The sequence below is a fragment of the Ruegeria sp. CDSC002 genome (assembly GCF_059610905.1).
The window spans coordinates 375,214-397,184 of record NZ_JBXWOM010000003.1; the positions used below are offsets into that span (position 1 = coordinate 375,214).

The 21,971-nt window shown below is 55.9% G+C and carries 18 protein-coding genes and 1 pseudogene; 4 read left to right on the forward strand and 15 right to left on the reverse strand.

Annotated features, from left to right (window positions below):
• Window positions 1–43 precede the first annotated feature (43 nt).
• Together clpA and AC2FJE_RS08095 are read left to right on the forward strand one after the other, a co-directional pair.
• Window positions 44–2,368: an ATP-dependent Clp protease ATP-binding subunit ClpA gene (clpA, locus tag AC2FJE_RS08090; RefSeq protein WP_058275504.1), complete on the forward strand. Its 2,325-nt coding sequence runs from the start codon at window positions 44–46 to the stop codon at window positions 2,366–2,368.
• Window positions 2,369–2,506: 138 nt separating this feature from the next.
• Entirely contained in the window at window positions 2,507–3,394 is an 888-nt protein-coding gene (locus AC2FJE_RS08095) for a YHYH protein (protein WP_496696197.1), read from the forward strand.
• A 25-nt stretch (window positions 3,395–3,419) separates the two neighbouring features.
• Here the strand turns inward: AC2FJE_RS08095 and AC2FJE_RS08100 are convergent, their stop codons facing one another.
• The 3 genes from AC2FJE_RS08100 to AC2FJE_RS08110 form a co-directional block, all read right to left on the reverse strand.
• Complete coding sequence (locus AC2FJE_RS08100; protein WP_496760841.1) at window positions 3,420–5,120, reverse strand: peptidoglycan -binding protein; 1,701 nt, start codon at window positions 5,118–5,120, stop codon at window positions 3,420–3,422.
• Window positions 5,121–5,123: 3 nt separating this feature from the next.
• A complete protein-coding gene (locus AC2FJE_RS08105) occupies window positions 5,124–6,302 on the reverse strand; it encodes a biopolymer transporter ExbB (protein ID WP_282118959.1) in 1,179 nt (392 codons plus the stop codon).
• Between the two features lie 69 nt (window positions 6,303–6,371).
• Window positions 6,372–6,902 (reverse strand): gamma-glutamylcyclotransferase, encoded by a 531-nt coding sequence (locus AC2FJE_RS08110; RefSeq protein ID WP_496755284.1) that lies wholly within the window; start codon window positions 6,900–6,902, stop codon window positions 6,372–6,374.
• A gap of 67 nt (window positions 6,903–6,969) precedes the next feature.
• Between AC2FJE_RS08110 and AC2FJE_RS08115 the strand changes: the two genes are divergently transcribed.
• Window positions 6,970–7,971: a DUF2125 domain-containing protein gene (locus AC2FJE_RS08115; protein WP_496755286.1), complete on the forward strand. Its 1,002-nt coding sequence runs from the start codon at window positions 6,970–6,972 to the stop codon at window positions 7,969–7,971.
• Here AC2FJE_RS08115 and AC2FJE_RS08120 read toward each other — a convergent pair.
• The 4 genes from AC2FJE_RS08120 to AC2FJE_RS08135 all read right to left on the reverse strand — a co-directional run bounded on the left by AC2FJE_RS08120 (window position 7,968) and on the right by AC2FJE_RS08135 (window position 12,283).
• Window positions 7,968–8,804: an extensin-like domain-containing protein gene (locus AC2FJE_RS08120; RefSeq protein ID WP_496760842.1), complete on the reverse strand. Its 837-nt coding sequence runs from the start codon at window positions 8,802–8,804 to the stop codon at window positions 7,968–7,970. The two genes, AC2FJE_RS08115 and AC2FJE_RS08120, sit on opposite strands and share 4 nt — an antisense overlap.
• The gene (locus AC2FJE_RS08125; RefSeq protein WP_496696203.1) at window positions 8,801–9,721 is read right to left on the reverse strand and encodes a prephenate/arogenate dehydrogenase family protein; all 921 of its coding nucleotides are present in this window, start codon (window positions 9,719–9,721) and stop codon (window positions 8,801–8,803) included. Before AC2FJE_RS08125 ends, AC2FJE_RS08120 begins: the two co-directional genes overlap by 4 nt.
• Entirely contained in the window at window positions 9,718–10,803 is a 1,086-nt protein-coding gene (gene hisC, locus AC2FJE_RS08130) for a histidinol-phosphate transaminase (protein WP_496755291.1), read from the reverse strand. The genes AC2FJE_RS08125 and hisC overlap by 4 nt, the downstream gene beginning before the upstream one ends.
• Before the next feature lie 64 nt (window positions 10,804–10,867).
• Entirely contained in the window at window positions 10,868–12,283 is a 1,416-nt protein-coding gene (locus tag AC2FJE_RS08135; RefSeq protein ID WP_496760843.1) for an aminotransferase class V-fold PLP-dependent enzyme, read from the reverse strand.
• A 103-nt stretch (window positions 12,284–12,386) separates the two neighbouring features.
• Between AC2FJE_RS08135 and AC2FJE_RS08140 the strand changes: the two genes are divergently transcribed.
• A complete protein-coding gene (locus AC2FJE_RS08140) occupies window positions 12,387–12,848 on the forward strand; it encodes an Lrp/AsnC family transcriptional regulator (RefSeq protein WP_496755295.1) in 462 nt (153 codons plus the stop codon).
• A gap of 278 nt (window positions 12,849–13,126) precedes the next feature.
• On the opposite strand, the gene rpsD is transcribed toward AC2FJE_RS08140, so the two are convergent.
• The 8 genes and pseudogenes from rpsD to AC2FJE_RS08180 form a co-directional block, all read right to left on the reverse strand.
• Window positions 13,127–13,747, reverse strand: a complete 621-nt coding sequence (gene rpsD, locus AC2FJE_RS08145) for a 30S ribosomal protein S4 (RefSeq protein ID WP_058275494.1) — start codon at window positions 13,745–13,747, stop codon at window positions 13,127–13,129.
• A gap of 200 nt (window positions 13,748–13,947) precedes the next feature.
• A complete protein-coding gene (locus AC2FJE_RS08150; RefSeq protein WP_496704832.1) occupies window positions 13,948–14,448 on the reverse strand; it encodes a hypothetical protein in 501 nt (166 codons plus the stop codon).
• A gap of 417 nt (window positions 14,449–14,865) precedes the next feature.
• Window positions 14,866–15,654 carry a hypothetical protein gene (locus AC2FJE_RS08155; protein ID WP_496755296.1) on the reverse strand — a complete coding sequence of 263 codons (789 nt, stop codon included), beginning with the start codon at window positions 15,652–15,654 and terminating at the stop codon, window positions 14,866–14,868.
• A 310-nt stretch (window positions 15,655–15,964) separates the two neighbouring features.
• Window positions 15,965–17,032 (reverse strand): hypothetical protein, encoded by a 1,068-nt coding sequence (locus tag AC2FJE_RS08160; RefSeq protein ID WP_496760853.1) that lies wholly within the window; start codon window positions 17,030–17,032, stop codon window positions 15,965–15,967.
• Between the two features lie 377 nt (window positions 17,033–17,409).
• Window positions 17,410–17,913: pseudogene (locus AC2FJE_RS08165) on the reverse strand (TniQ family protein); the annotation flags it as partial.
• Entirely contained in the window at window positions 17,822–18,823 is a 1,002-nt protein-coding gene (locus AC2FJE_RS08170) for a TniB family NTP-binding protein (RefSeq protein ID WP_496755300.1), read from the reverse strand. The gene AC2FJE_RS08170 and the pseudogene AC2FJE_RS08165, both read right to left, overlap by 92 nt.
• The gene (locus tag AC2FJE_RS08175) at window positions 18,820–21,081 is read right to left on the reverse strand and encodes a TnsB C-terminal domain-containing protein (RefSeq protein ID WP_496760844.1); all 2,262 of its coding nucleotides are present in this window, start codon (window positions 21,079–21,081) and stop codon (window positions 18,820–18,822) included. The genes AC2FJE_RS08170 and AC2FJE_RS08175 overlap by 4 nt, the downstream gene beginning before the upstream one ends.
• 5 nt (window positions 21,082–21,086) lie before the next feature.
• Window positions 21,087–21,758, reverse strand: coding sequence for a hypothetical protein (locus tag AC2FJE_RS08180; RefSeq protein ID WP_496755302.1), 672 nt, complete (start codon window positions 21,756–21,758; stop codon window positions 21,087–21,089).
• Between the last annotated feature and the right edge of the window lie 213 nt (window positions 21,759–21,971).

Below are 21,971 nucleotides of genomic sequence, written 5' to 3' on the forward strand. Positions count from 1 at the left end.
GCCGAAGCCTGCCCCTTTCGACCCAAGACAGAGGAGCACCCGCGTGCCTTCATTCTCGAGCACATTAGAACAAGCCATCCACGCGGCCTTGGCAGCTGCGAATGAACGGCGTCATGAATTTGCCACGCTAGAGCATCTGCTTCTGGCGTTACTGGAAGAACCTGACGCCATCCGCGTCATGAAAGCCTGCAGCGTCGATCTGGAAGAACTGCGCAGCACTCTGGTCGAATTCATTGACGAAGACCTGTCCAATCTGGTCACGGATATCGACGGTTCCGAGGCCGTGCCAACGGCCGCTTTCCAGCGCGTCATACAACGCGCGGCGATCCACGTCCAAAGCTCGGGCCGGACCGAAGTGACCGGCGCAAACGTTCTGGTCGCCATCTTCGCCGAACGTGAAAGCAATGCGGCCTATTTCCTGCAAGAGCAGGACATGACGCGCTATGACGCGGTTAACTTCATCGCGCATGGCGTGGCCAAAGACCCTGCGTACGGCGAAAACCGCTCGGTATCCGGCGCGGATCAGGTCGAGGAAGAAGCTCAACCTGGCGTTACCGAAGGCGAACAAAAGGAAAGCGCGCTTGGGAAGTACTGCATTGACCTGAACGCTAAATCGCGCGCAGGCGATGTCGACCCGTTGATCGGTCGAGCTGACGAGGTTGAGCGTTGTATTCAGGTCTTGTGCCGCCGCCGCAAGAACAACCCGCTGCTGGTGGGTGATCCGGGCGTGGGTAAGACCGCCATCGCCGAAGGCCTGGCACGCAAGATTGTTGGCGGCGAAGCGCCAGATGTGCTGTCTGAGACCACAATTTATTCTCTCGACATGGGTGCTCTGCTGGCAGGTACCCGCTATCGCGGCGACTTCGAGGAACGCCTGAAGGCGGTTGTGACCGAATTGGAGGACCACCCCGACGCGGTGCTGTTCATTGACGAGATCCACACCGTGATCGGTGCCGGTGCCACCTCGGGTGGCGCGATGGATGCGTCGAACCTGCTGAAACCTGCCCTGCAGGGCGGCAAGCTGCGCACCATGGGCTCGACCACATACAAGGAATTCCGTCAGCATTTTGAAAAAGACCGCGCGCTGAGCCGCCGGTTCCAGAAGATCGACGTGAGCGAGCCTTCGGTCGAAGATAGCGTGAAAATTCTGCGCGGTCTGAAACCCTATTTCGAAGAGCATCATGAGATCAAATATACCGCCGATGCGATCAAGACCGCGGTGGAACTGTCGGCCCGCTATATCAACGACCGTAAACTGCCCGATAAAGCCATCGATGTAATCGATGAGGCTGGTGCGGCGCAGCATCTGGTGGCTGAGAGCAAACGGCGCAAGACCATCGGGGTCAAGGAAATCGAGGCGGTCGTCGCCAAGATCGCCCGCATTCCACCCAAGAACGTCACCAAAGATGATGCCGAGGTGCTGAAAGACCTCGAGGCCTCGCTGAAACGTGTCGTATTCGGTCAGGATCTGGCAATCGAGGCGCTGTCCAGTGCAATCAAACTGGCGCGTGCCGGTCTGCGTGAACCTGAAAAGCCCATCGGCAACTATCTGTTCGCCGGCCCGACCGGTGTGGGTAAGACCGAAGTAGCGAAACAGCTGGCGGATACGCTGGGTGTAGAACTGCTGCGCTTTGACATGTCAGAGTACATGGAGAAGCACGCCGTCAGCCGTCTGATCGGCGCGCCTCCGGGCTATGTAGGATTTGATCAGGGCGGTCTGCTGACCGATGGCGTCGACCAGCATCCGCATTGCGTGCTGCTGCTGGATGAGATCGAAAAGGCCCATCCGGACGTGTTCAACATCCTGTTGCAGGTGATGGACCACGGTGAGTTGACCGATCACAATGGACGTACGGTGAACTTCCGCAACGTGGTGCTGATCATGACCTCGAACGCAGGTGCGCAGGAACAGGCCAAGGCCGCCATCGGCTTTGCCCGTGACCGACGCGAAGGCGAGGATACGGCCGCAATCGAACGTATGTTCACGCCGGAATTCCGCAACCGCCTGGACGCTGTGATCTCATTCGCGCCACTACCGAAAGAGGTCATCCTGCAGGTGGTCGAGAAGTTCGTTCTGCAGCTTGAGGCGCAATTGCTGGATCGCAATGTGACCATCGATCTGACCCCCAAAGCCGCCGCGTGGCTGGCGGAAAAAGGGTATGACGACAAGATGGGTGCACGTCCTCTGGGTCGTGTCATTCAGGAACACATCAAGAAACCACTGGCCGAGGAGTTGCTGTTCGGCAAGCTGGCCAAGGGTGGTGTGGTCCGCGTGTCTGTCAAGAAAGGCGATTTGAACCTGGATATCCTTGGCCCCGATCAGCCAAGAATTCCGGGCGACAAACCTCCGCTTTTGACCGCGGATTAAGACGCCGCATTCGCCTAACAAGTCTAATCGCCCGGTTGTTCAGCAGCCGGGCGATTTCGTTTCGGCCACAAACTTTTTCGACGGAACAGCCAAACCTGCGCGTTTCATTATCACTGATAAATTGCAAAGGTGATTTTGATGACCAAAACCGTCGCCGTTTGGAGCGTAGCATTCGCCCTTTCTGCCGTTGCCGCCATAGCAACCGCTCAGCATAGATTTCGGTATCATGACGAAACGGAAACACGACCGTTGCGCCTGCAGGCCGCAACGGTTGATCCGGGGCACAGCCACTCTGAAATCTCTGAGACCCGCAAAAGTATACGCGTCTCGGCCAACGGGATCCCCGATCACCTTGTCGGGCGCTTTCCGAACCAAGGCAATCCGCACAGCATTTCCGAGCAGCGCGTCAACTTGAAAGTACCGACGAACCCGAAATCCAATCGATCCACCACCCCGCTTGAAATGGGTTGGAACTTTGGTGTGTCTCTAAACGGCGTCGTGTTTGACCCGTTGGCCGCAGAGTTTTGGCACGGCAATCCCCGCTCAGGCTGGTCCTACAATGCGCTTGGGGGCGCGGTTACTTTGGGGTTCGACGAAAACTATGCCCATGTGCAACCCAATGGAAAATATCATTACCACGGCATCCCCACGGGCTTTATTGAGCTGCTGAACTATACACCCAGCCAACATTCACCGCTGATCGGATACGCGGCAGACGGCTTCCCGATTTACGCAATGACCGGCGTTTTGGATGGGAAAGTGACGCAAATGAAGTCGTCGTACAGATTGAAAAGCGGCAACCGCCCTGGAGGAAGCGCACCCGACGGAAAGCATGATGGCACGTTCAATGAGGACTACGCTTATGTAGCAGGCGCCGGAAGTCTGGATGAATGTAACGGAGCCTTTACGATTTCGCCTGAATATCCATCTGGAACGTATGCCTATTTCCTGACCGAAAGTTACCCGGTCGTCCCGCGCTGCTTTGCGGGTAAGCCAGACAACAGCTTTCGGTTTGGTCGTCGCTGACCCGTACCCTTAACGAGTGTCTCGGTTACCTTTCGGTGAGTTTCAGCTCGATCCGGCGGTTTTGTGCCCGGGCCTCCGGGGTGTCTGCCGGGTTTACGGGCTGGAACTCACCAAAACCGTTTGCGGCCAACCGGCTCGGCGGGATGCCCAGCGCATCGACCATGTAGCGCACGACGGACAAGGCGCGGCCCTGACTAAGCTCCCAATTGTCGCGATAGCGCCCGGACCCGGCAAGTGGCACGTTATCGGTGTGACCATCGACGCGGATCACCCAGTTCAGGCCTTCGGGAATTTCAGCCGCCACGCTGCGAAGGATATTGGCCACTTTGGCGATGTCCTGCTGCCCGGCCGGTGACAAAACGGCCGAACCCGTGTCAAACAGGACCTCGGACGAGAATACAAAACGGTCGCCTTCGATCCGAACGCCTTCTTCATCCCCGAGAACGTCGCGCAGTCTTCCAAAGAACTCTGACCGATAGCGCTGCAGATCTTCGGCCTGCGCCGCCAGTTCCTGATTTTGTCCAGACAGAGCTTCTGCCTCGGCTTCAAGCCGGACACGCTCAGCCTCTTCCAGCAGGCGCCGGCGACGTTCTTCCGAGGCCGCGCGGGCCAAAGCTGCGTTCAGGTCCTGACCCAGGGTCTGAATTCGAATGTCCGAAGCGGCGTTGCGTTCTTCATAGTCGTCCAACAACGCCTGCAACCCGCCAAGTTGTTGGCGCAGCGCCGCCATCTGTTGATTCAACAACGCCGTCTCTCGCTGCGCTTTTGCGGAAATCGTTTTCTCCGCCGAGATCGCTTCACGGGCCACAGCCAATAGGTTTGCACGCTCTTCGGCTAATGATCGCTGCGATTGTGCCTCGGCCTGTGCCGCGGTCTGCGCAGCCAAAGCGGCTTGTAGTTGCGCCTGCAACTCGTCCGCATCCAGCGCACCGAACTGGCGCTCAAGCTCGGCCCTGGCGGCTTGTGCTGCGGCAAGCAGGGTCAATGTATCCTCAGCTTCTTTGCGCTGTGCTTCCAAGGCCAGTGTCATTGCTGTCAACTCGGCATCTGCATCCTGCAGACGGTTGCGCAGGTTCTCGGCAGCTGCAGCTTCGGCTAGCTTGGCGGCCTCTTCCGCACTGATCTGTTCTTCCAGTTCACTGATCCGGGTGGATTGCGCCGCGTCGCTTTGTTCAAGATCCGCAACCAACGCCTCCAGCGCCTCGCGTTGGGCGGCAGCCAGCCGGGCGGCTTCGGCCTGTTCGTCGATCTCAGATCGGCTTTGCGCCAGTGCGAGGTTCAGCGCCTCTTGGTCCTCCAGCAACTTGGCGCGCTGGGATTCCAGTGTTGCAATGGCACCGCGCGCCCGCTCCTGATCCGTCAGAAGTGCGGCGACCTGCGCCTCGAAATCCGTGATACGTGCCTGCGACAAGGCCAGGTCCACTTCGGCCCGCGCCAGCGTATCTTCAGTTTGCGACAGGGTCGTGTTCAAGGCGCCAAGACGGGCCTCCAGGCGGCTATTCTCACGCTCCTCCAATCCCAATGCCCCGGCCAGCGCTGCGACTTCGTCCGACAGGGCGGTCAATTCGTCCTCTTGCCCGGAAATGGTTTCGCGCAACACGAACTGCACCACCATAAAGATGGTCAGAACGAAGGTCAGCACCATCAGCAAACCGGTGATCGCGTCAACAAAACCCGGCCAAACCGAGCCCTGAAAACGCTGACCTGTGCGACGGGACAGAGCCATGGATTACTCTCCTTCCGGAGCGGTGCGCACGGCGCCTCGGGGCAATGTCAGAGCTTTGACCAGCAATTCGATATCCTTGCGCAGTTCGCTCATGCTTTCCTGACGACCGGCCGAGATTTCTTCGAGGATGCGCAATAGCTGAACGTCCATCGACCGCAGGCGCATCCGGCTTTCGGCGTCAATTCCTTCACCCGTGCCCTGATCACGCATGTGATCCAGAAGGGCGTCCTGCCCAAGGGCCACGCGTTCCAATGCGGCTGTCACCCCTTCGGATTCAGACTGTCGCACATTCATCTCACCAATCGCGTCGACCAACTGGCCCAGCTTGACCGACACGGTGGCGCGATCAGCCTCTTGCCCCGAAAACAGGTCTTGCAACGCGTCCATCTGTTCAGACATCGCGTCTAGAACGGGTGTCAGGACCGCAATTTCCGCCCCACCCTCCTCAGCTGCGGCAAAGCCAACACGGGTGATTGAGGACAACCATTCCTCAAGCTCGCGGTAGAACCGGTTCTGACCGTGACCCGTGAACAGTTCCAGCAACCCGACGATCAGAGACCCGGCAAGGCCCAAAAGGGACGAACCGAATGCCACGCCCATTCCTTGTAGCTGGGCCTCAAGCCCCACCATCAGGCGGTTGAACACGGCCAGTCCTTCTTCGCCCTCTTGCGGGTTCAGGCTGCGGATCGTGTCGACAATAGCTGGGACAGTGGTCGCCAATCCAAAGAACGTGCCCAAAAGGCCCAGATAAATCAGAACATTGGTAATATAGCGCGTGATCTCACGTTCTTCCTCGACGCGTTCTGCAACCGAATCCAGGATCGACCGGGTCGAACTGGAACTGATCTGTGACCGTGCACCACGTTCGCGCAGCAATGAGGCCAAAGGTGCCAGCAATTGCGGGGTGCGCGCGTCCTCGCGGACAACGCCGCCAACAAAAGCCTCGATCCAGCGCACCGAGCCAATCAGCTGTGTCACCTGAAAGAAACAGGCGAAAACGCCGATTATGAAAACCAGGATGATAAAGCCGTTCAGGTACGGGTTGGCCTGAAACACCGGCAGCACATAAGGCAGCGCCATAAAGACGCCCAAACCCGCCAGGCCAATTGCGACCAACATCATCACAATCTGACGAATGGGATGCGAGAAATGGGGTCTCGCGCCCTGATGTGCCTGCGCCATGCGCGTGTTTCCCGGTTTTTGCCTGCTCTGGCTTGAATCTAGCCAAAATCCGCCGGTGACGCCAAGGGTTTATGCTGTGATACTGCGCACCCGTTGCGCTAACCACTCAAGATCAGGATCGCGCAGGTCGATCTCGGCCAGATGTTCCGCAGTATTATACAGGTATTCTGTATTCGGCCCGCGCCCGCCAACCGCATGCGCAATGATCTGCGCTTGCTCCTCTAACGGCATACCACCACAGTATTGAACGTGGTCTGCGTCGATCACATAGGTCACGGCGGTGATGACATCGCCAGTGTTCAGATGCACATCAAGGTTTTTCTCGACATAGGCCGATGAGATCAGCTCGCGTTCACGCAATTCGTGAAGGGTTCGTTCTTCATGGCCAGCTTCGACCGCAAGCGCCAAGCCTGTGCAATTGGCGTCGATCTGTTCGTCCAACGCCAGCACCAGACCCGGATGTTCCTCGGTTCCGCGGTGGTGGATCGAACTCATACAAAAGGACCGCGCATACCCATGCAGCGTGGCGTGTTCGCTTCGGGCCACCGGAAAGCCCGGATTCCACAGCAGCGATCCATATCCGAAAACCCACATCGTCATAGCTCTGGTCCTTGCCCGTTTGGGCCTATAAACATCAAATTCAACGCGGGAAAAAGGGCCAACTGCCATGCGCGGTCTAATACGAGTAGTCATTTTCTTAACGGTTATCTGGAGCGCCTACTGGTTCGTTGCCGGATTCGGATTGCGCAACGCAATCACCGCCTGGTTCGACAATCAGCAGAAACAAGGCTGGCAGGCGGACTTTTCCGATGTTTCAACAGCCGGGTATCCGTTGCGCCACGTTACGCGCCTGAACAGTCCGGCGCTGGCTGATCCAGTCAACGGCACCGCATGGAGCGCCGATTGGATCGAATTCCAAAGCCCTGCAATCTGGCCGGGACGTCAGGTGCTGCGCTTTGCTGACACCCCCCAGCGCCTGTCCTATTTTGATCAGACGGCGACCATTGAAGCCAGCGACCTGCAAGCCGAGCTGCAGCTACAGCCCGGTGTCGCGCTGGTACTGGAAAAAATGGCTTTGACCGCGGGTTCATGGTTGATCACTGATGATGCCGAAGCGCTGGCTGGCGGCGATACGCTGACAGTGGTTATGGAACAGACCTCTATTCCGGTAACCTATGCCATCGGTGCTCGAATAGACGGGTTCACCCCGGGAGATGGTCTGCGCGATTTGATGCGGTCGGCCACCACATTGCCGCAGGCGTTTGAGACGCTCGAACTGGACATGACAGCCACGTTCAACAAACCGTGGGATCGTACGGCTCTGGAACAGGGTAGACCACAGCCGGTGAAGATTGACCTGAACCTTGCCGAGATGAAATGGGGTGCTTTGCGTTTGTTTGCAGCGGGTGAGCTCGACATCGACCACCAGGGAATCCCAACGGGCGAGATTGCGGTCAAAGCTGAAAACTGGCGCGACATGATTGCAATGGCCAATGCCGCAGGTGCCCTGCCCGATCAGGCCGTTGATCCTGTGACGCGCGCGCTGAATTTCATGGCCGGGCTGGGCGGTAATCCAAATGCGCTAGACCTGCAGCTTAACTTCCGCGACGGATTCGTGGCGCTGGGGCCTTTGCCGCTGGGGCCTGCCCCCCGCCTGATCCTGCGCTAACGGCAGTATGGCCCGCGACGGTGGCGGGCTGTATCCAGATGGAAATGATCCCGGTGATAACGGTCCGCGTTTGGCCCCAATACGGTGCCAAACGGCCCGCATGCATCGCGCCAGATCTTGACCAGTTGTTTTTGCGATGGGTTCTTGCGCCAGCCATTCAGGACCGTCACAACCTCTCCATCGGCCATCTTGAAGGCCGAGATATCAATCGCGCGGCCTTTTCCATGCTCGGAAATGCGGGCGCCCTTGCGGTTGTTGCGCGTCCGACACGCGTAGTGTGCGGCAACCTGCAATTGAACCACAGGCCCGCGTCGCTTGAACGTCGGCTTGACCGCTTTCTCAACCCATTTGTTCAGCGCAATCGCCGTTCCACAATCCATCGTGGAGGGACGGCTAAGCGTCACACCTGAGACCGAGGTGATCTGAACAGCGTCCTTGATCCCGCAAGCCTTGATTTTGCCCGGTACCGTCCCGACAGGCTTACCCTGAATATCGATGTCGCCACACACCGATCCTTTACGCAGTTTGCGCTTTTTGAACAGCGCCTCCTGCTCCAAGGCTTTGGGCCGCAGGTAAGGCATCAGCGACGTGTCCGGGCCAAGCAGAGGCAGCTCTGCAGGCCGTGCCGCGGCTGCTAAAACCTGCGGTGAATCCGGCCGCAATTCTGGGCGAATGGTTGCCGGAGGCAGCTGAGGCACTGCGCTGCTAAGGACCGCAAGTGTAGCCTGAGGTCGCGATATCGGTATTAACGAACGTTCCAGCGAACCAGCCTGAGTTGACATTGCGCAAAGCGCTGCAAATCCGGTCAGAATGGTTCTCCAGCCCTGCGTCATGGGTTCGTTTTTCCCCGTCCGAAATCAGGCGCATCCGTATCCTGGCCTGCATCAATGATGCCGCGGCGGATGGCGCGCGTACGGGTGAAATAGTCGAATAACTGCTCGCCGTCACCTGTTCTGATCGCGCGCTGCAGTGCAAACAGTTCTTCGGTGAACCGGCCAAGGATCTCCAGCGTCGCATCCTTGTTGGTCAGGAACACGTCCCGCCACATGGTCGGGTCAGAGGCCGCGATGCGGGTGAAGTCTCGGAATCCTGCGGCGGAATACTTGATGACCTCGGTATCGGTGACCCGGCGCAGATCATCCGCAACGCCCACCATCGTATAGGCGATCAGGTGCGGCGCGTGCGATGTGACTGCCAGAACCAGATCATGGTGATCCGCGTCCATCTCATCGACGTTTGACCCCATGCCTTCCCAAAGTGCCCGCAAACGGGCAATCGCATCCGGGTCCGACCCTTCAACCGGAACCAAAAGGCACCAGCGGTTGTCAAAGAGTTCTGCAAAACCCGATTCCGGGCCAGAATGCTCAGTTCCTGCCAGGGGGTGCGCGGGGATGAAATGCACACCATCCGGGATTACCGGCCCGACGGCCTGAATAACGTGACGCTTGACCGAGCCGACATCAGTCACCGTCGCCCCGGGTTTCAGGACAGGTGCAATATCTTTTGCAACAGCGCCCATCGCGCCGACAGGAACGCAGAGAACGACCAGATCCGCGCCCTCGACCGCCTCTTGCGCAGTATCGCAGACGCGATCACACAAGCCGATGCGGCGGGCCGTGTCGCGGGTGGTCTCGGACCGGGCATAGCCAGTCACTTCGCCAGCAAGCCCGGCACGTTTGATCGCCCAGAACATGGACGAGGCGATCAGGCCAAGACCAATCAAGGCCACACGGTCGTAAACTTGGCTCATGCGACGCCCCCTTTGAACGCGGTGATGGCCGCAACAACGCGGCGGCAGGCTTCTTCGTCGCCTACGGTGACCCGCAGGGCATTTGGCAGGTTGTAGCCCGCCACACGGCGCACGATCAAACCTTGTGTCTTCAGATAGTCGTCACACGCCTCAGCCTCTGCCCGATCGGCAAAGCGGGCGAGGATAAAGTTGGTGCAGGACGCATCCGAGGGCACGCCGATCTTGGCCAGTTCTTCCGACAGCCACACCCGCAGGCGCGCATTTTCAGCCTGACAATAGGACAGGAATTCTATGTCATTCACCGCAGCCTCTGCTGCCGCCAAAGCGGTCAAGGACAGGTTAAAGGGCTGACGCACCCGGTTCAGTACGTCGATAATCGATTGCGCAGCATAGCCCCAACCGACACGCATTCCGCCCAGACCGTACACCTTGGAAAAGGTCCGCGTCATGATCACGTTGTCAAACCGATCCACCAGCGATGCACCACCGTCGAACCCATCGACAAACTCGGCATAGGCCCCGTCGATCACCATCAGGCAGGTCTTAGGCAATGCTTCGGCCAGACGCAGCAACTCAGCCTCGGGGATCATAGTCGAGGTCGGGTTGCCCGGGTTCGTCACAAACACGATCCGGGTCTGGTCGCTCACGGCGGCCAGAATGTTTTCGACATCCACGTGGCGATTGCGCTCGGCCACCATCACCGGTGTCGCGCCCGCCATGCGGGCGATGATCGGGTACATTGAAAACCCGTGCTCGGTATAGATGACCTCATCCCCCGGGCCCGCATAAGCCTGAGCGATGAACTGCAGGACTTCGTCACTGCCAACGCCGCAGATAAGTCGTGCCGGGTCCAGCGCGTGACGCTCGCCGATCGCCGCGCGCAGACTGGCGTGGTCGGTGCTGGGATAACGATGAAGCGTTGCCGCGCTATCGCGAACCGCTTCGATAGCCTTGGGGCTTGGCCCAAACGGATTTTCGTTCGAGCTGAGCTTGATCACATGCTCGATCCCGGCCACATGCGACTGACCGCCTTGATAAAGCGCGATGTCCATAATGCCGGGTTGCGGGGTGATCTTGTTCATAAGAGGCTCCGTTGTTGGAGCCTCTCATACCCGTCTCAACGCGTTGAGAAAAGCGGCAATTCCGTCACGCCGCTTTGAAGCGGGCGGTCGCCGGGTCCGCGTTGTAATAAGGGGTAAATTCCTCAGTCCGGTGGGACAGGTCATTGACGCTGTCGATGATGAACTGAACCGTCTCTTCGCTCATAAGATACGAGAAATTCAGGCGGACCCATCCGGGTTTCTTCATCTCTTCCCCTGCGGACAATGCGGCATGCAATTCAGCGGACGTTTCACGGTCGATTTCCAGCAAGCGATGCGCATATGGCCCGGCACACGCGCAACCACCGCGCGCCTGAATGCCGTAGATGTCGCTGAGCATCCGGGTAAACAGCTGCTGATGCACCGGCTGGCCAGAGTTGTCCCGCACAAGGAAAGAATAGATCGGCAAACGATGCGGGTTTTCAGTACCTAGCAAAGTCAGGTTCGGATTGTCGCCCCACCCTTTCAATGCCATTTCATTGTACCGGGCTTCCCGTTCAGCAATTTCATCCGTGCCGACGACATCCTTAACGATGAAGGCCAGCGCGGCGCGAATATCTCCGATCACATTGGGTGTTCCGGCTTCTTCTCGCGTGGCCAAATCCTCGCTGTAGTCATGGCGCCAGGGCGACACAAAGCTGACAGTGCCGCCACCAGGCCAACTTGGGCAAGTGCGGCGAACTGCGTTCTGATTGACGATCAGCACACCGGACGCGCCCGGGCCGCCCGGGAATTTGTGCGGGGATACTACGATGGCGTCCTTGCGCGCATCTTCCGGCCCCATGTCCATCGGCAAATATGGTCCACCACCAGCGTAATCCCAGATCGAAACAGCGCCATGAGACTTGAGCAGCCGCGTGATCGGGTCCGGGTCTGTAATGATGCCGGTTACGTTAGAGGCAGCGGAAAAAGAACCGACAATCAGATCGGATTCGGCATTGTCCACCAATGTCCGTTCAAGTGCACCGAGATCAACGCCGCCTTCGGGCGCTTCGGGGATTTCGATGACCTGCGCTTTGCTTTCCCGCCAGGGGAGGATGTTCGAATGATGCTCATACGGCCCGATCAAAACAACCGGCCGGTCAGCCCCCTCAATTCCCATCAAACTGACCAGCCGGTTAAGACCCGCAGTGGCGCCGGACCCGGTAAAGATCACCGCGTCGTCTTCCTTTGCTCCAACAATGCGGGCTATTTCCGCGCGCGCTTCGCGGCGCAGACGGGTCATATACGACCCACAATAGGAGGCCTCAGTGTGGCTGTTGGCATAAAAAGGCAGCACCTCATGGGCGACAAAATCCTCTACCTGCTGCAGCGCACGACCCGAAGCGACGTAGTCCGCATAAACCAGCGGCACGTCCCCATTCAGACCGGGGATCAGAACATTCTCTCCGATCAGCCCGTCGCGCAGGGTTGAATTGCGAGTGGTGGATTGGAGGTCTGCGCGAAATTTGGACAAGGTCATGATTAATTCTCCGTATTGCATCACCAAATATGATTGAATAGGGATGCAGAAACTTCACCTTTCTTTTGGTAGATATCTAAAATTTTGTGTCATATGCTCCTTTATGGCAGAAAAATTAGATCATATTGACAAGCGCATCCTTCGCGAACTTCAAACAGACGCAACACTGTCCCAGCGTGAGTTGGCGGACCGGGTCGGGTTGTCGCAAAATGCCTGTTGGCGGCGGCTGAAGGCGTTGAACGAAAATGGCGTCATTACCGGTTCGACCGCGCGGATCGCCCGCGAAAAATTGGGGCTGAACCTTGTGGTCTTTGTTATGCTGCGCACCCGGCACCATTCGGCGGAATGGCTGCAAGCCTTTCGAAGCCATGTCCTAACCATCCCCGAGGTGGTGGATTTTCACCGCATTGGTGGCGACTATGACTATCAGTTGAAAGTCGTCACGCAAGATATGACGTCATATGACAAGGTGTATCAGCGATTGATCGACAAGGTCGAACTAGACAGTGTGACCTCGTACTTTGCGATGGAGGCCATCGCCGAAAGCAGGCCCCTGCCAATTTGACCCAGCGCCTTCGGCGGACTTCTTCAATGGTCAGGCTGGAATACTGCTCGTAGGTTGTTACGCGTTCAATTCAAAACACAGCCTGCGCCACCCAAGCGTGTACTTCAGCATTCCCACCCACTGCAGGCGTTCCATTGGGGCACTTCGGTGGATATTTTCTAATAGCCGAGATGCAACTTGCTGGATCAGCCTTCAAACCCAATACGCGTCATCGCATGTCCAAACAAAAAAGGGCCGCGCAAATTGCGCGGCCCTGGAATTCTGGATGTCGGCGAAGATTAGTTCTTCGCGTAGAATTCGACGACCAGGTTCGGTTCCATGACGACCGGGTAAGGCACATCGCCCAGGCCCGGCGCGCGAACGAAGGTCGCGGTCATTTTCGAGTGGTCGGCGTCGATGTAGTCAGGCACGTCACGCTCGGCCAGAGCAGCGGCTTCCAGAACTACAGCCAGTTGCTTGGACTTGTCGCGTACTTCGATCACGTCGCCTTCTTTGACACGGTAGCTGGGGATGTTGACCCGCTTGCCGTTCACTTTGACGTGGCCGTGGTTCACGAACTGACGTGCAGCAAAGACGGTTGCAACGAACTTGGCACGGTAGACAACCGCGTCCAGACGACGCTCCAGCAGACCGATCAGGTTTTCACCGGTATCACCGTTCACACGTACAGCTTCGGCGTAGATGCGGCGGAATTGCTTCTCGGTCAGGTCGCCATAGTAGCCTTTCAGCTTCTGCTTGGCGCGCAGCTGCAGACCGAAGTCCGACAGTTTGCCCTTGCGGCGCTGGCCGTGCTGGCCGGGGCCGTATTCGCGACGGTTAACCGGGGATTTCGGACGACCCCAGATGTTTTCACCCATCCGGCGGTCAATTTTGTACTTGGCAGACGTGCGTTTGGTCACGGCTGATCTCCTTCGTTAGGTCGAGGCCCGTACAGGCCACTATGAAGGGCGTTGTCCTCTTGAGGTTTCCCCCATGACAGGAATCCCCTTACGGGGTCCACCAACACCAGTGAAGCCGCGCTTATATCCGCAGAATTGGCGGAGTCAACACGGCTGTGGATTTTTTGCTATGTGCGAATTTCGTCGGCCTGCTTGGCGTTTTAGTCTGCTACGCTTCGGACGCCCGCAACTGTGTTTTCCCAACTCTTATCCATCGGCGACCGCGTCGGGAAAGCGACAACGTTTTGGTCCGGGAGGCTGGAATTGCTTTCGCTTTCAAACTCGGTATACGCACTGACCCAGAATTCCTGATCGCGCGCGGGATACCCGTTTTCAAAAACCAGCGTTGGGTTTGCTTCTCCGGCGACCAAAAACAGGAGCGCCGTGTACTTTTGCGCGCCATTGGTCAGAACGATACGACCCAGCGCCCCGTCCGCCAGATTCGGCGACGGTGCTATGCTGCTTTGCAATTTTGAGGAATAAACTTCGGCCTGGCCTGACAACACAAGGCCCTGCTCGGCCGGACTGGCCAATGAAAGAGCCTGCCCACGCCACGACCATGCGGCTCCGATTTTCAAAAAAGACTGAGGCGCCGCCTCAAGTCCGTTTAACTCTGTCTGCGTCCACGAAATGGATATGCGACCGCTGTCCCCGGCTGTCATTGTATCCGCCTGTACCTTTCAACAAATCACTGCTTACTGCACCTTCTTATCAGGACAGAATCTGGCGGAAAAGAGACCGAAGCGCAGCAATCACGTAAATGTTTCCGGTGTGTCAAGTCAAACTGATACTAAAAGTGAAATAAATTCAACCTTAGATTGTTTTTGAAAAAAAGGCGATGGACCAACCTCAAGAAAGCTCAAAGCGATTCTCTACTCAAATATTTGTTTTTAAATTGCAAATTATACCTAAGGTATTCGCTCTTCATGCACCACCAATTCCCAGCGGTATTTCGGAAACCATGATATTCTGGTTCATCCAATCCTATCTGGGCATCCGATTTGAGCCGTCTGATCGTTGCATTACAGCAACTAAATTGGGCAGTGGTACCAATCTGGGCCAACCCTTGCTTCAACTCATCAATGGATGCCATTCGACCGCTTCAGCTTGTCCAAGTAAGCTCGTTTCGCGGCCGCTACCTCTTCATCGCTCAAATTCGATCGGTTCAGGTCCAGAAAATAGTCCGTGCCTCCGGCTGGCTGGACGTTCCGATTGTCACTTGTGATGAGCCTATCGGATCTCACGTTTAGAATGGACAGTGCCTTAATCAACGGGAAATCGTGATCGTCCGGACCAGAAACGTTGACAGATTCCACCTCGGCGCGCGGTGAAACCACCTCTTTCACGCGGCGGACCACCGCCTCAAGATCTGCACCCTGTTGCAACGCCTTGCCGTATTGTGTCAGATCCTCGCGGATTCTGTGGCTGCGAAGGTTTTGCCAATACGTACTTCTGATCCAATCAGCCGCGTTTCTGGTCGTAAATAGAAAGATAATGCGATCCCCGGCATCAGTCAGGCGCAAGACCTGATCCAACAGAATTTTGGCAAGAACGTGCGTTTGCTCATATGACCAAACCCCTTTGCGACCGGGGATCAAACCAGCGAATTCTTCATTGCTGATCAGCAGGGGTTTGCCACCATGGTCCGCAAAAGGCTTCAGCGCCTCGCGAACGATTGCTCCGAAATTGCGAAGGGTGCGATCCTTGGGGGCGACCGCATACCGCCGTGCAGCCAGGCTGGCTTCTTGCAAGTCATCAGGCAATAGAACATTCACGCGATCTTTCAGGTATTCCCGATTTTTCGAGAGCGTCTTTTGCAGGGTCGTTGTGCCCGTTTTATGGAAACCTTGATGAATTACGACCTTCAATACAATACGTCCCGTTCGTCCTTGGCCTGCGTGCTGCAGGGCTTTCAAAAAAAATGCCAAACCTGCTCAACACAGGCTTGGCACTTCTTTGGTCAGACCAATTTGAAACCGGCTGTTCCGTTGGGCATAAATAACCCATAATCGGCAGCCCCCAAAAACCAAAACATTGTTTTTTATATACATTTAGTATCACCCTTGATTATGCTGCGGCCACTTCGCCCATCTTGACAACTCATTGTCGCCCACAAAAAAATTTGGGCCACAAAAAAGCCGCCCCGAAGGGCGGCTGTTACTCCAGCTTTTTGTTCTTCTAGAATTCTGAGGTTCTGTAGAGCTCCACTCCCGCCGCTTTGGGTTCCCAAACTGGCAAGATCCCTCGAGATTTTAACTTCCTTCGGGCTTCCGGAACTGTTGTTGCCATTCTCGTCGCAACGTCGGTAATCTTTTGATAGTCCACCTTGAAACGGTCCACGCTAGCAGGGCTAACAAGATCGCGCATCTGCCCCATGTGTCTAGCTTGTCCGCAAATTGTCAGAACCGGTTCCATTCCGTCTGGTGGAGTTCGAAGAAGGAAGTCGACTGAGGTGGCAGAAAAGCCAAGCTTTCGCGCGACATCCGAAATCGATTTCCCGGGAGAACCGGTTTGACAACCGAGTTTTTCACCCACTTCTGCCACGTCAACAAGTACAGATTGGTAACGCAGTTCTTCGTCGAGAAGCTCAACTCCAGTTAGTTGCCTTTGGAGCAACAGTTCGACAATCTTGACAGCGGGCACTTTCAAGGCTTCAGCCGCATTGGCAATTCCCAACATACGCTCTGAGGGCTCAGAAATGGGCTGTCCGAAACTTCGCAAGCGATTCACAAAACTGTCCAGGTCGTTGGCGTCAACTCCCTGAGCAATGCTCCTTCGGCCATCTCTACAGCCCGCGATTGGTTTAAGCATCCCAGCTTCGATGAGCTGCGTCACTTGGGGCCGTTTGCAGCCTAGGTATTTTGGAACCTCTGAAATCGGAACCGAACGCCGCATCCTGCTGAGAAGGTCTTCAGAACGAGCAACGTCAATGGCTCCGAAATCCCGTTTCGCGTCATAGTCCGCAGGCAGCAGATCGGCGACCATCAGCGCATTTCGAACTGTTCTGGGGTGCACACCAAACTTCTGGCTCAGTGACACTACAGAATGACGCCGCCGCTGCAAAACGGGTTCTCCAAACAGAATCGTCCCCGCACCAATTGGCATGGTTTCCAGAATATGTTCACGGAAAACCTCCCGAAATGGCCCAATCGGTTTTCGGTTTTTTTTGAACTGAATCCACTTATAAAGAACACCGAACACACCTTGCGGCCCGGCTTGGACCTTGGACCTTGGACCTTGGAGCATGGCGTCTTCTTCTGCACCGCTTCAAGCCCTTCTCGAACGCCTTCAGGGCCACATCGAGTAAACTCGTACCCAACCGCCCCGGCCAAGTCCCAATCCGCTTGCGATAGATTTGGAAGATTTGCATTTGGACCAAATGCGATACACGCACCGAGCATTTCAGATGTACGTGAGGCTAGATCAATCAGCTGCCCATCTAGCCACTCTGGCCCAGGGCGTCCTTCAAGTCTGGCTTCAAGGTAAGATTGCAATTCAGAGACGCGCCTCTGTTTCCCAATTTCGGCCAGCTTCGCCAACCGCGCTTCGTCTGGCATATGGGCAGCCAAGTCCAGAAAGAGATTACCTCGGCCTCTCCCAGGCTCTCGGACCAAAGAAACGGAATGAACGGGACAAGTTCTCACAGGTGAAAAAGCCCAATTGATCTTCCCAACCGGCATTCTCAACGACTGATGGCAGTCCGAGATGTCGTTCAAGATGCATTGCGGGCAATAACTTACCCGATTGCCCGCAACGAATTCTGAATGAAACTCTTCATCTCGATGTTTGTAGTAGCGAAAGGCAAGCTGTGTGTATCCGCCCTGAGTAAGTCGCTCCGCAGGAATGCCGGTCAGCTGGCGCATCTGCTCAACCGCGTTGTCTCGGGTCCTTGCGAGGTCCTGAAGCGGAATACGTACAAAAGAAGAAAACTCTTTCGCAGACATATCACATTGAACACGGGCGAACCGGCTGACCCATGAAACAAAGCTCTCACCTGGCAAAATGGGCATCATTGGCAAAATTGTACTCAATGAATCAACCCCGTCCAACTTGCTGATGTTGCCGCCGGGTTCGTTCTGCATCAAACTCTTCGGCGTCGCTATCGATCTCCAGCGCTGCCCAATCATTGATCTCGAACACGTTTTGATCCCAAGAACAGCCTTCTTGGATGCTCCAAGCTTCAGCAAAGTGAGATCGCTTCAAACAGCAGCTCTCTTCGTAGAGGGCTTGTTCGATGGCCGCGAGGATAGTCTCGATTGCTCTTCCGAACAGACCCCGGCTGCCATGGATAAGTCGCGTCAGTGTATCCGGTTCGATGTCGGGTCGGATGCCGGCCATCAGACAGTATGTATCAATCAAGCCTTGAAGGTTTTGTTCGTGGTGGCCCACGACGAGCGGTCGAGACATGATTTTTCTGAACCGTCGGTCGACTTGCTGATCATAACGCGCCACCTCAAGAAGCCGGTCAGTACCACTGAGAACAAGGACTACTGCTTGGTCTCCTTGCATCAACGATTTCAGCGTTTTGAGCATGTCGTCAATCTCACGTGCTGAGCGTGACAGGAAAACGTCTTGGGCTTCATCGATCCAAAGCACGACGATGCCCAACAACGACAAGCGATGCTTCACGACACGCCAGATGTCCCAAGCGGGGGCCCGCTCTGAAACGTCGTTCATTCCAAGTTCTCCGAGAATGGCGCGGCCCAGGCTTTTGAGTGTCGCTGGACTTGGCACCTGAATGCGGATGTACCGAGGCAAGTCCTGCTCTGTCGCCGCTTGCAACGCCGGGTGGCGACTCAGGACCCTGTGAACCGCGGTAGTTTTGCCATCCCCCGGCTTTGCAACAACCATAAGCCCCCTGGCCTCAAGCCCTCCTGCATGGAGTTCCGGAGCAGGCAACCTACCACCTTGCTGGTCGGGTTGAAGCAAACGGTCAAGTTCACGCGTAATTTGGTGGTGCCGATTGTTTGTGAAGTACTTGGCCCGCAACGACTGCATAACAGTCTGAGGATCGATAACTGGGTTGGTCTGGTTCATTTGTCACCCTCCTCGTCGCTCTCCCAAACATCTTTTTCAACGAGTGGATGACGGTCCTGGTTACCCTCGTCCTCGGACAAGTAGTTCGGTTTTTTCGGAGCAACGGTAGTGCCAAACTGCGTTGGCCCCTGTTCCAGCCGTGTCTCAGACGAGGAAACGGTGAATCCGACAAACAGTTCCTTTTCCAACGCCTCCATGCGTGACTCAGAGTAGACCTGTGAAACCAGACCGAACTCGAGCGATTTTTTGAGGTTCATTGCGTCAATGGCTTCAAGCGCATTTGCGACGACATTTTGCTCCCACGCGCTTTGGCGCGGTTCAGCACTCTTCATCTTGCGTCGAGCTGCAACCCACTGTTGTGCATGAACACTGTCGAATTCATCGTAAACCGCTGGCACTTCATGCCAGTGTTCCCCAAGCTTCACAGAGATCGTCCCAATATTCTCAGGCAACCAGCTGACTTGCAGATCCTGCTTGCCACGATGCGCAAACCACTCCGCCAATTGCTCTGAGTGATACTGAACACCCAAAACTGTGACACCTGATTTGCTCAGGGTCCGTTCAAGTTTCTTTCCAAAAATCAGCCGCCTCTTGCGCATATCAGGCGCTGCCTGAGCGGGGAAGTTGCCGTCCGCGATGTCTTTGTTCCACTGCTCGAGCGGTGTCCGGCCGTGCAGACCTTCATGAGGTGTATTATGGTAAACGTCCACAATCCAGCGTACCAGCGCAAAGCACAGATCTTCTGTGTTCAAGCAGGTGCGCTCCTCTGTCGGATGATCTCCGCGTTCAACCGAATTCGAAAACGTGCGACCATGAAGTCGGGCGGCAAGCCCCGTCGATGCAGTCTTGAAAAACCTTTCGACTGTTCCGCGCATACCAGGCATGCCGGCGATAGTTTTTTCGACGGTAATACCCAGATCCAGGCAAGTGCTGATGAACTCTTGAGATTTGAATGCAGCTCCATTGTCAGTAACAAGGACTTCCGGCAAACCAAACATGTCCCAAGCCGCTTCGGCGCCTACGGCATCCACCCATGCACCTTTATCCTGTACCGCCATTTGCAAGCAATCGATTGCTGTGGCGGATTTAGGGTTCTTCGTCAGCTTCATCGCAAGAATGCAGCGGCTGCGGCAATCAATAATGACAGACAACCACCAACGTGTGCTCTTTGCCCCCTTTTCACCAAGCAAACCGAGGTCCTCAAGCTCTTTCAGGGTCAAAAGTTCGCCGAGACGTGTACTAGAAACCAGAGTGCGAAGATCGACCCGCCATTCGTCCATTTCGCACCGTTCAAGCGGCCGGGATGTCTCGATCCCTCGCCCAACTGGCTTGCACCGTTTCATCGCCTCGTCGTACCCGTACCGGTGCAGCAAAACTTCGAACTCACTGAAGCTCTTGATGCATTGACGCACCGCACTCCGACTAGGAACCCGAAGCGGGGTCAGACCCTCCTTTTTGCGATCTTCATTGACCTTTTCAAACGCCCTCTGAACGTCTTCTGTGGTTTTTACTTGAGTGGGACGGTTGAGATTGAAGTAACTATTTCGCGTTTCTGAATTGAGCAACTTCTGCTCTTCGGAGCTAAAATAGCTATACCGATTTCCGCGGTTGTGAACGCTATCGAGAAGACCAAGCTTGCCGTTTCGACGATATGCGGTCACCCACTTCCTCAGCGTGGTCGCATGGACGGGCTCAACGCTCCTTACAATCCGTCCGCCGCCCTGCCGACGCCGCCGCTTTCCAGACCGAATTTCTTCGTCGCGCATGCACTCTTCTGGGGTCCGCATCTCTTCCGAGGCAATTGTTGCGGCCAATTGACAAATTTCCGCCATACACTCCTTGATCGACTTGTCATTTGGTGAGACACGATCCTCGCTTTCCAGCTCCAGATAAGCGCTTACCAAGCTGTAGCGTTTCCAGAACCGCTCTTTCTGCTTTTCCGTCAAATCGAAAAGCGAGATAGAGTTATTGAAGTTTTGATTGCGATCCGCCTTGGGCAGGAAGTGGTTACGTTCATGCACAATTTCGCCAGAGGCGTTGCGACGGCTCAATTCTTCATAACCAAAAAACTCGGCAAGTCCTGATCCAGAAGTTGGGTAAAGGACATAGCCATTTGCCGTTTTGCCAGCCAACCGCATACGTTTCCCTGCAATCGTTACGCGGTCATGCATCGAGATTTCAAAGCGGCTTTTTGTTGAAGTACTTGCGGTATTCTTCGCTTCAGCCATTTTCTTGATCAGATCATAGTGAACAGTCATGGGAATTATCCTTTCCGTTGGACAATTGTTTGGGGGTCGATGATTTCACGGGTAAGTGGCACAAGGTGTTGCGCGGAAACCAAGCGTACGAGCGCTTGCCAACCGTCTACGCCAAGCCCAGTTTTGATCGTCAGGTCGCGCAGCGAAGCAGCGCCAACAAGGTCTTGGGCTACATTCCAGGCCACTTCGTCGGCACTGGGCATTGGATGACGCGCAGCCCAGAACAACTGAGCATTCCGTTGTTCAATCCGGTCTGCGCTGTGCTCCGTCAGGATCCGTACTTCATCGCAAAAGCCAGACCGAGTGGAAAACCACGCAATCTCCTGCATTTGCTTCACAAATTCTGGCTTCGTAGCCCGGAGACTTGGCTTTACGGCAAAGGCAACTTTAGAGCCTCCACGAATGTGTGCGACGTAGTCGAACACATGCTCCCGGACCTTTTCGCTGAAGCCATTCCAACGGAACCGCACTTGATCGAAGATGTCTTCAATCTCCAGCTGGGCGTTCAATACCAGCAGATTGACCAACTCAAGACGAGACTCCGCCTGAACCCTTACACCCGGGTTTGAACCGATCACGGTGTAAGCAGTGCAATGGTGTTTCGCGGCCTTCGCAATGGCGCGGTCTGAACGAAAATCCGACGGGAGCCGAATTCCGTCAGGAAAGTTTTTCTTCATGTGAATACCTCACGTCTTATCGAGCCCACCGAACATGTTCGGTAGAAAAACTCGTGATTTGAATTTTGGTGGGAAGCAGGCGGCCGAAACCGCCCGATCACACGGCTATTCGCGTGAGATTCAAGAAACGTGGAGCAAAAGAAGGAGTGATGTCGCGATGGCTATCGCAACACGTCTTCAAGAACCCCAAATGTTTTGTAGTAAACGCCATGA

Excerpts from the sequence above, each read along its gene's own strand:
- AC2FJE_RS08095 (WP_496696197.1), top strand. The coding sequence starts at position 2,507 with ATGACCAAAACCGTCGCCGTTTGGAGCGTAGCATTCGCCCTTTCTGCC.
- AC2FJE_RS08100 (WP_496760841.1), bottom strand. The coding sequence starts at position 5,120 with ATGGCTCTGTCCCGTCGCACAGGTCAGCGTTTTCAGGGCTCGGTTTGG.
- AC2FJE_RS08105 (WP_282118959.1), bottom strand. The coding sequence starts at position 6,302 with ATGGCGCAGGCACATCAGGGCGCGAGACCCCATTTCTCGCATCCCATT.
- AC2FJE_RS08110 (WP_496755284.1), bottom strand. The coding sequence starts at position 6,902 with ATGACGATGTGGGTTTTCGGATATGGATCGCTGCTGTGGAATCCGGGC.
- AC2FJE_RS08115 (WP_496755286.1), top strand. The coding sequence starts at position 6,970 with ATGCGCGGTCTAATACGAGTAGTCATTTTCTTAACGGTTATCTGGAGC.
- AC2FJE_RS08120 (WP_496760842.1), bottom strand. The coding sequence starts at position 8,804 with ATGACGCAGGGCTGGAGAACCATTCTGACCGGATTTGCAGCGCTTTGC.
- AC2FJE_RS08125 (WP_496696203.1), bottom strand. The coding sequence starts at position 9,721 with ATGAGCCAAGTTTACGACCGTGTGGCCTTGATTGGTCTTGGCCTGATC.
- hisC (WP_496755291.1), bottom strand. The coding sequence starts at position 10,803 with ATGAACAAGATCACCCCGCAACCCGGCATTATGGACATCGCGCTTTAT.
- AC2FJE_RS08135 (WP_496760843.1), bottom strand. The coding sequence starts at position 12,283 with ATGACCTTGTCCAAATTTCGCGCAGACCTCCAATCCACCACTCGCAAT.
- AC2FJE_RS08140 (WP_496755295.1), top strand. The coding sequence starts at position 12,387 with ATGGCAGAAAAATTAGATCATATTGACAAGCGCATCCTTCGCGAACTT.
- AC2FJE_RS08150 (WP_496704832.1), bottom strand. The coding sequence starts at position 14,448 with ATGACAGCCGGGGACAGCGGTCGCATATCCATTTCGTGGACGCAGACA.
- AC2FJE_RS08160 (WP_496760853.1), bottom strand. The coding sequence starts at position 17,032 with ATGCTCCAAGGTCCAAGGTCCAAGGTCCAAGCCGGGCCGCAAGGTGTG.
- AC2FJE_RS08170 (WP_496755300.1), bottom strand. The coding sequence starts at position 18,823 with ATGAACCAGACCAACCCAGTTATCGATCCTCAGACTGTTATGCAGTCG.
- AC2FJE_RS08175 (WP_496760844.1), bottom strand. The coding sequence starts at position 21,081 with ATGACTGTTCACTATGATCTGATCAAGAAAATGGCTGAAGCGAAGAAT.
- AC2FJE_RS08180 (WP_496755302.1), bottom strand. The coding sequence starts at position 21,758 with ATGAAGAAAAACTTTCCTGACGGAATTCGGCTCCCGTCGGATTTTCGT.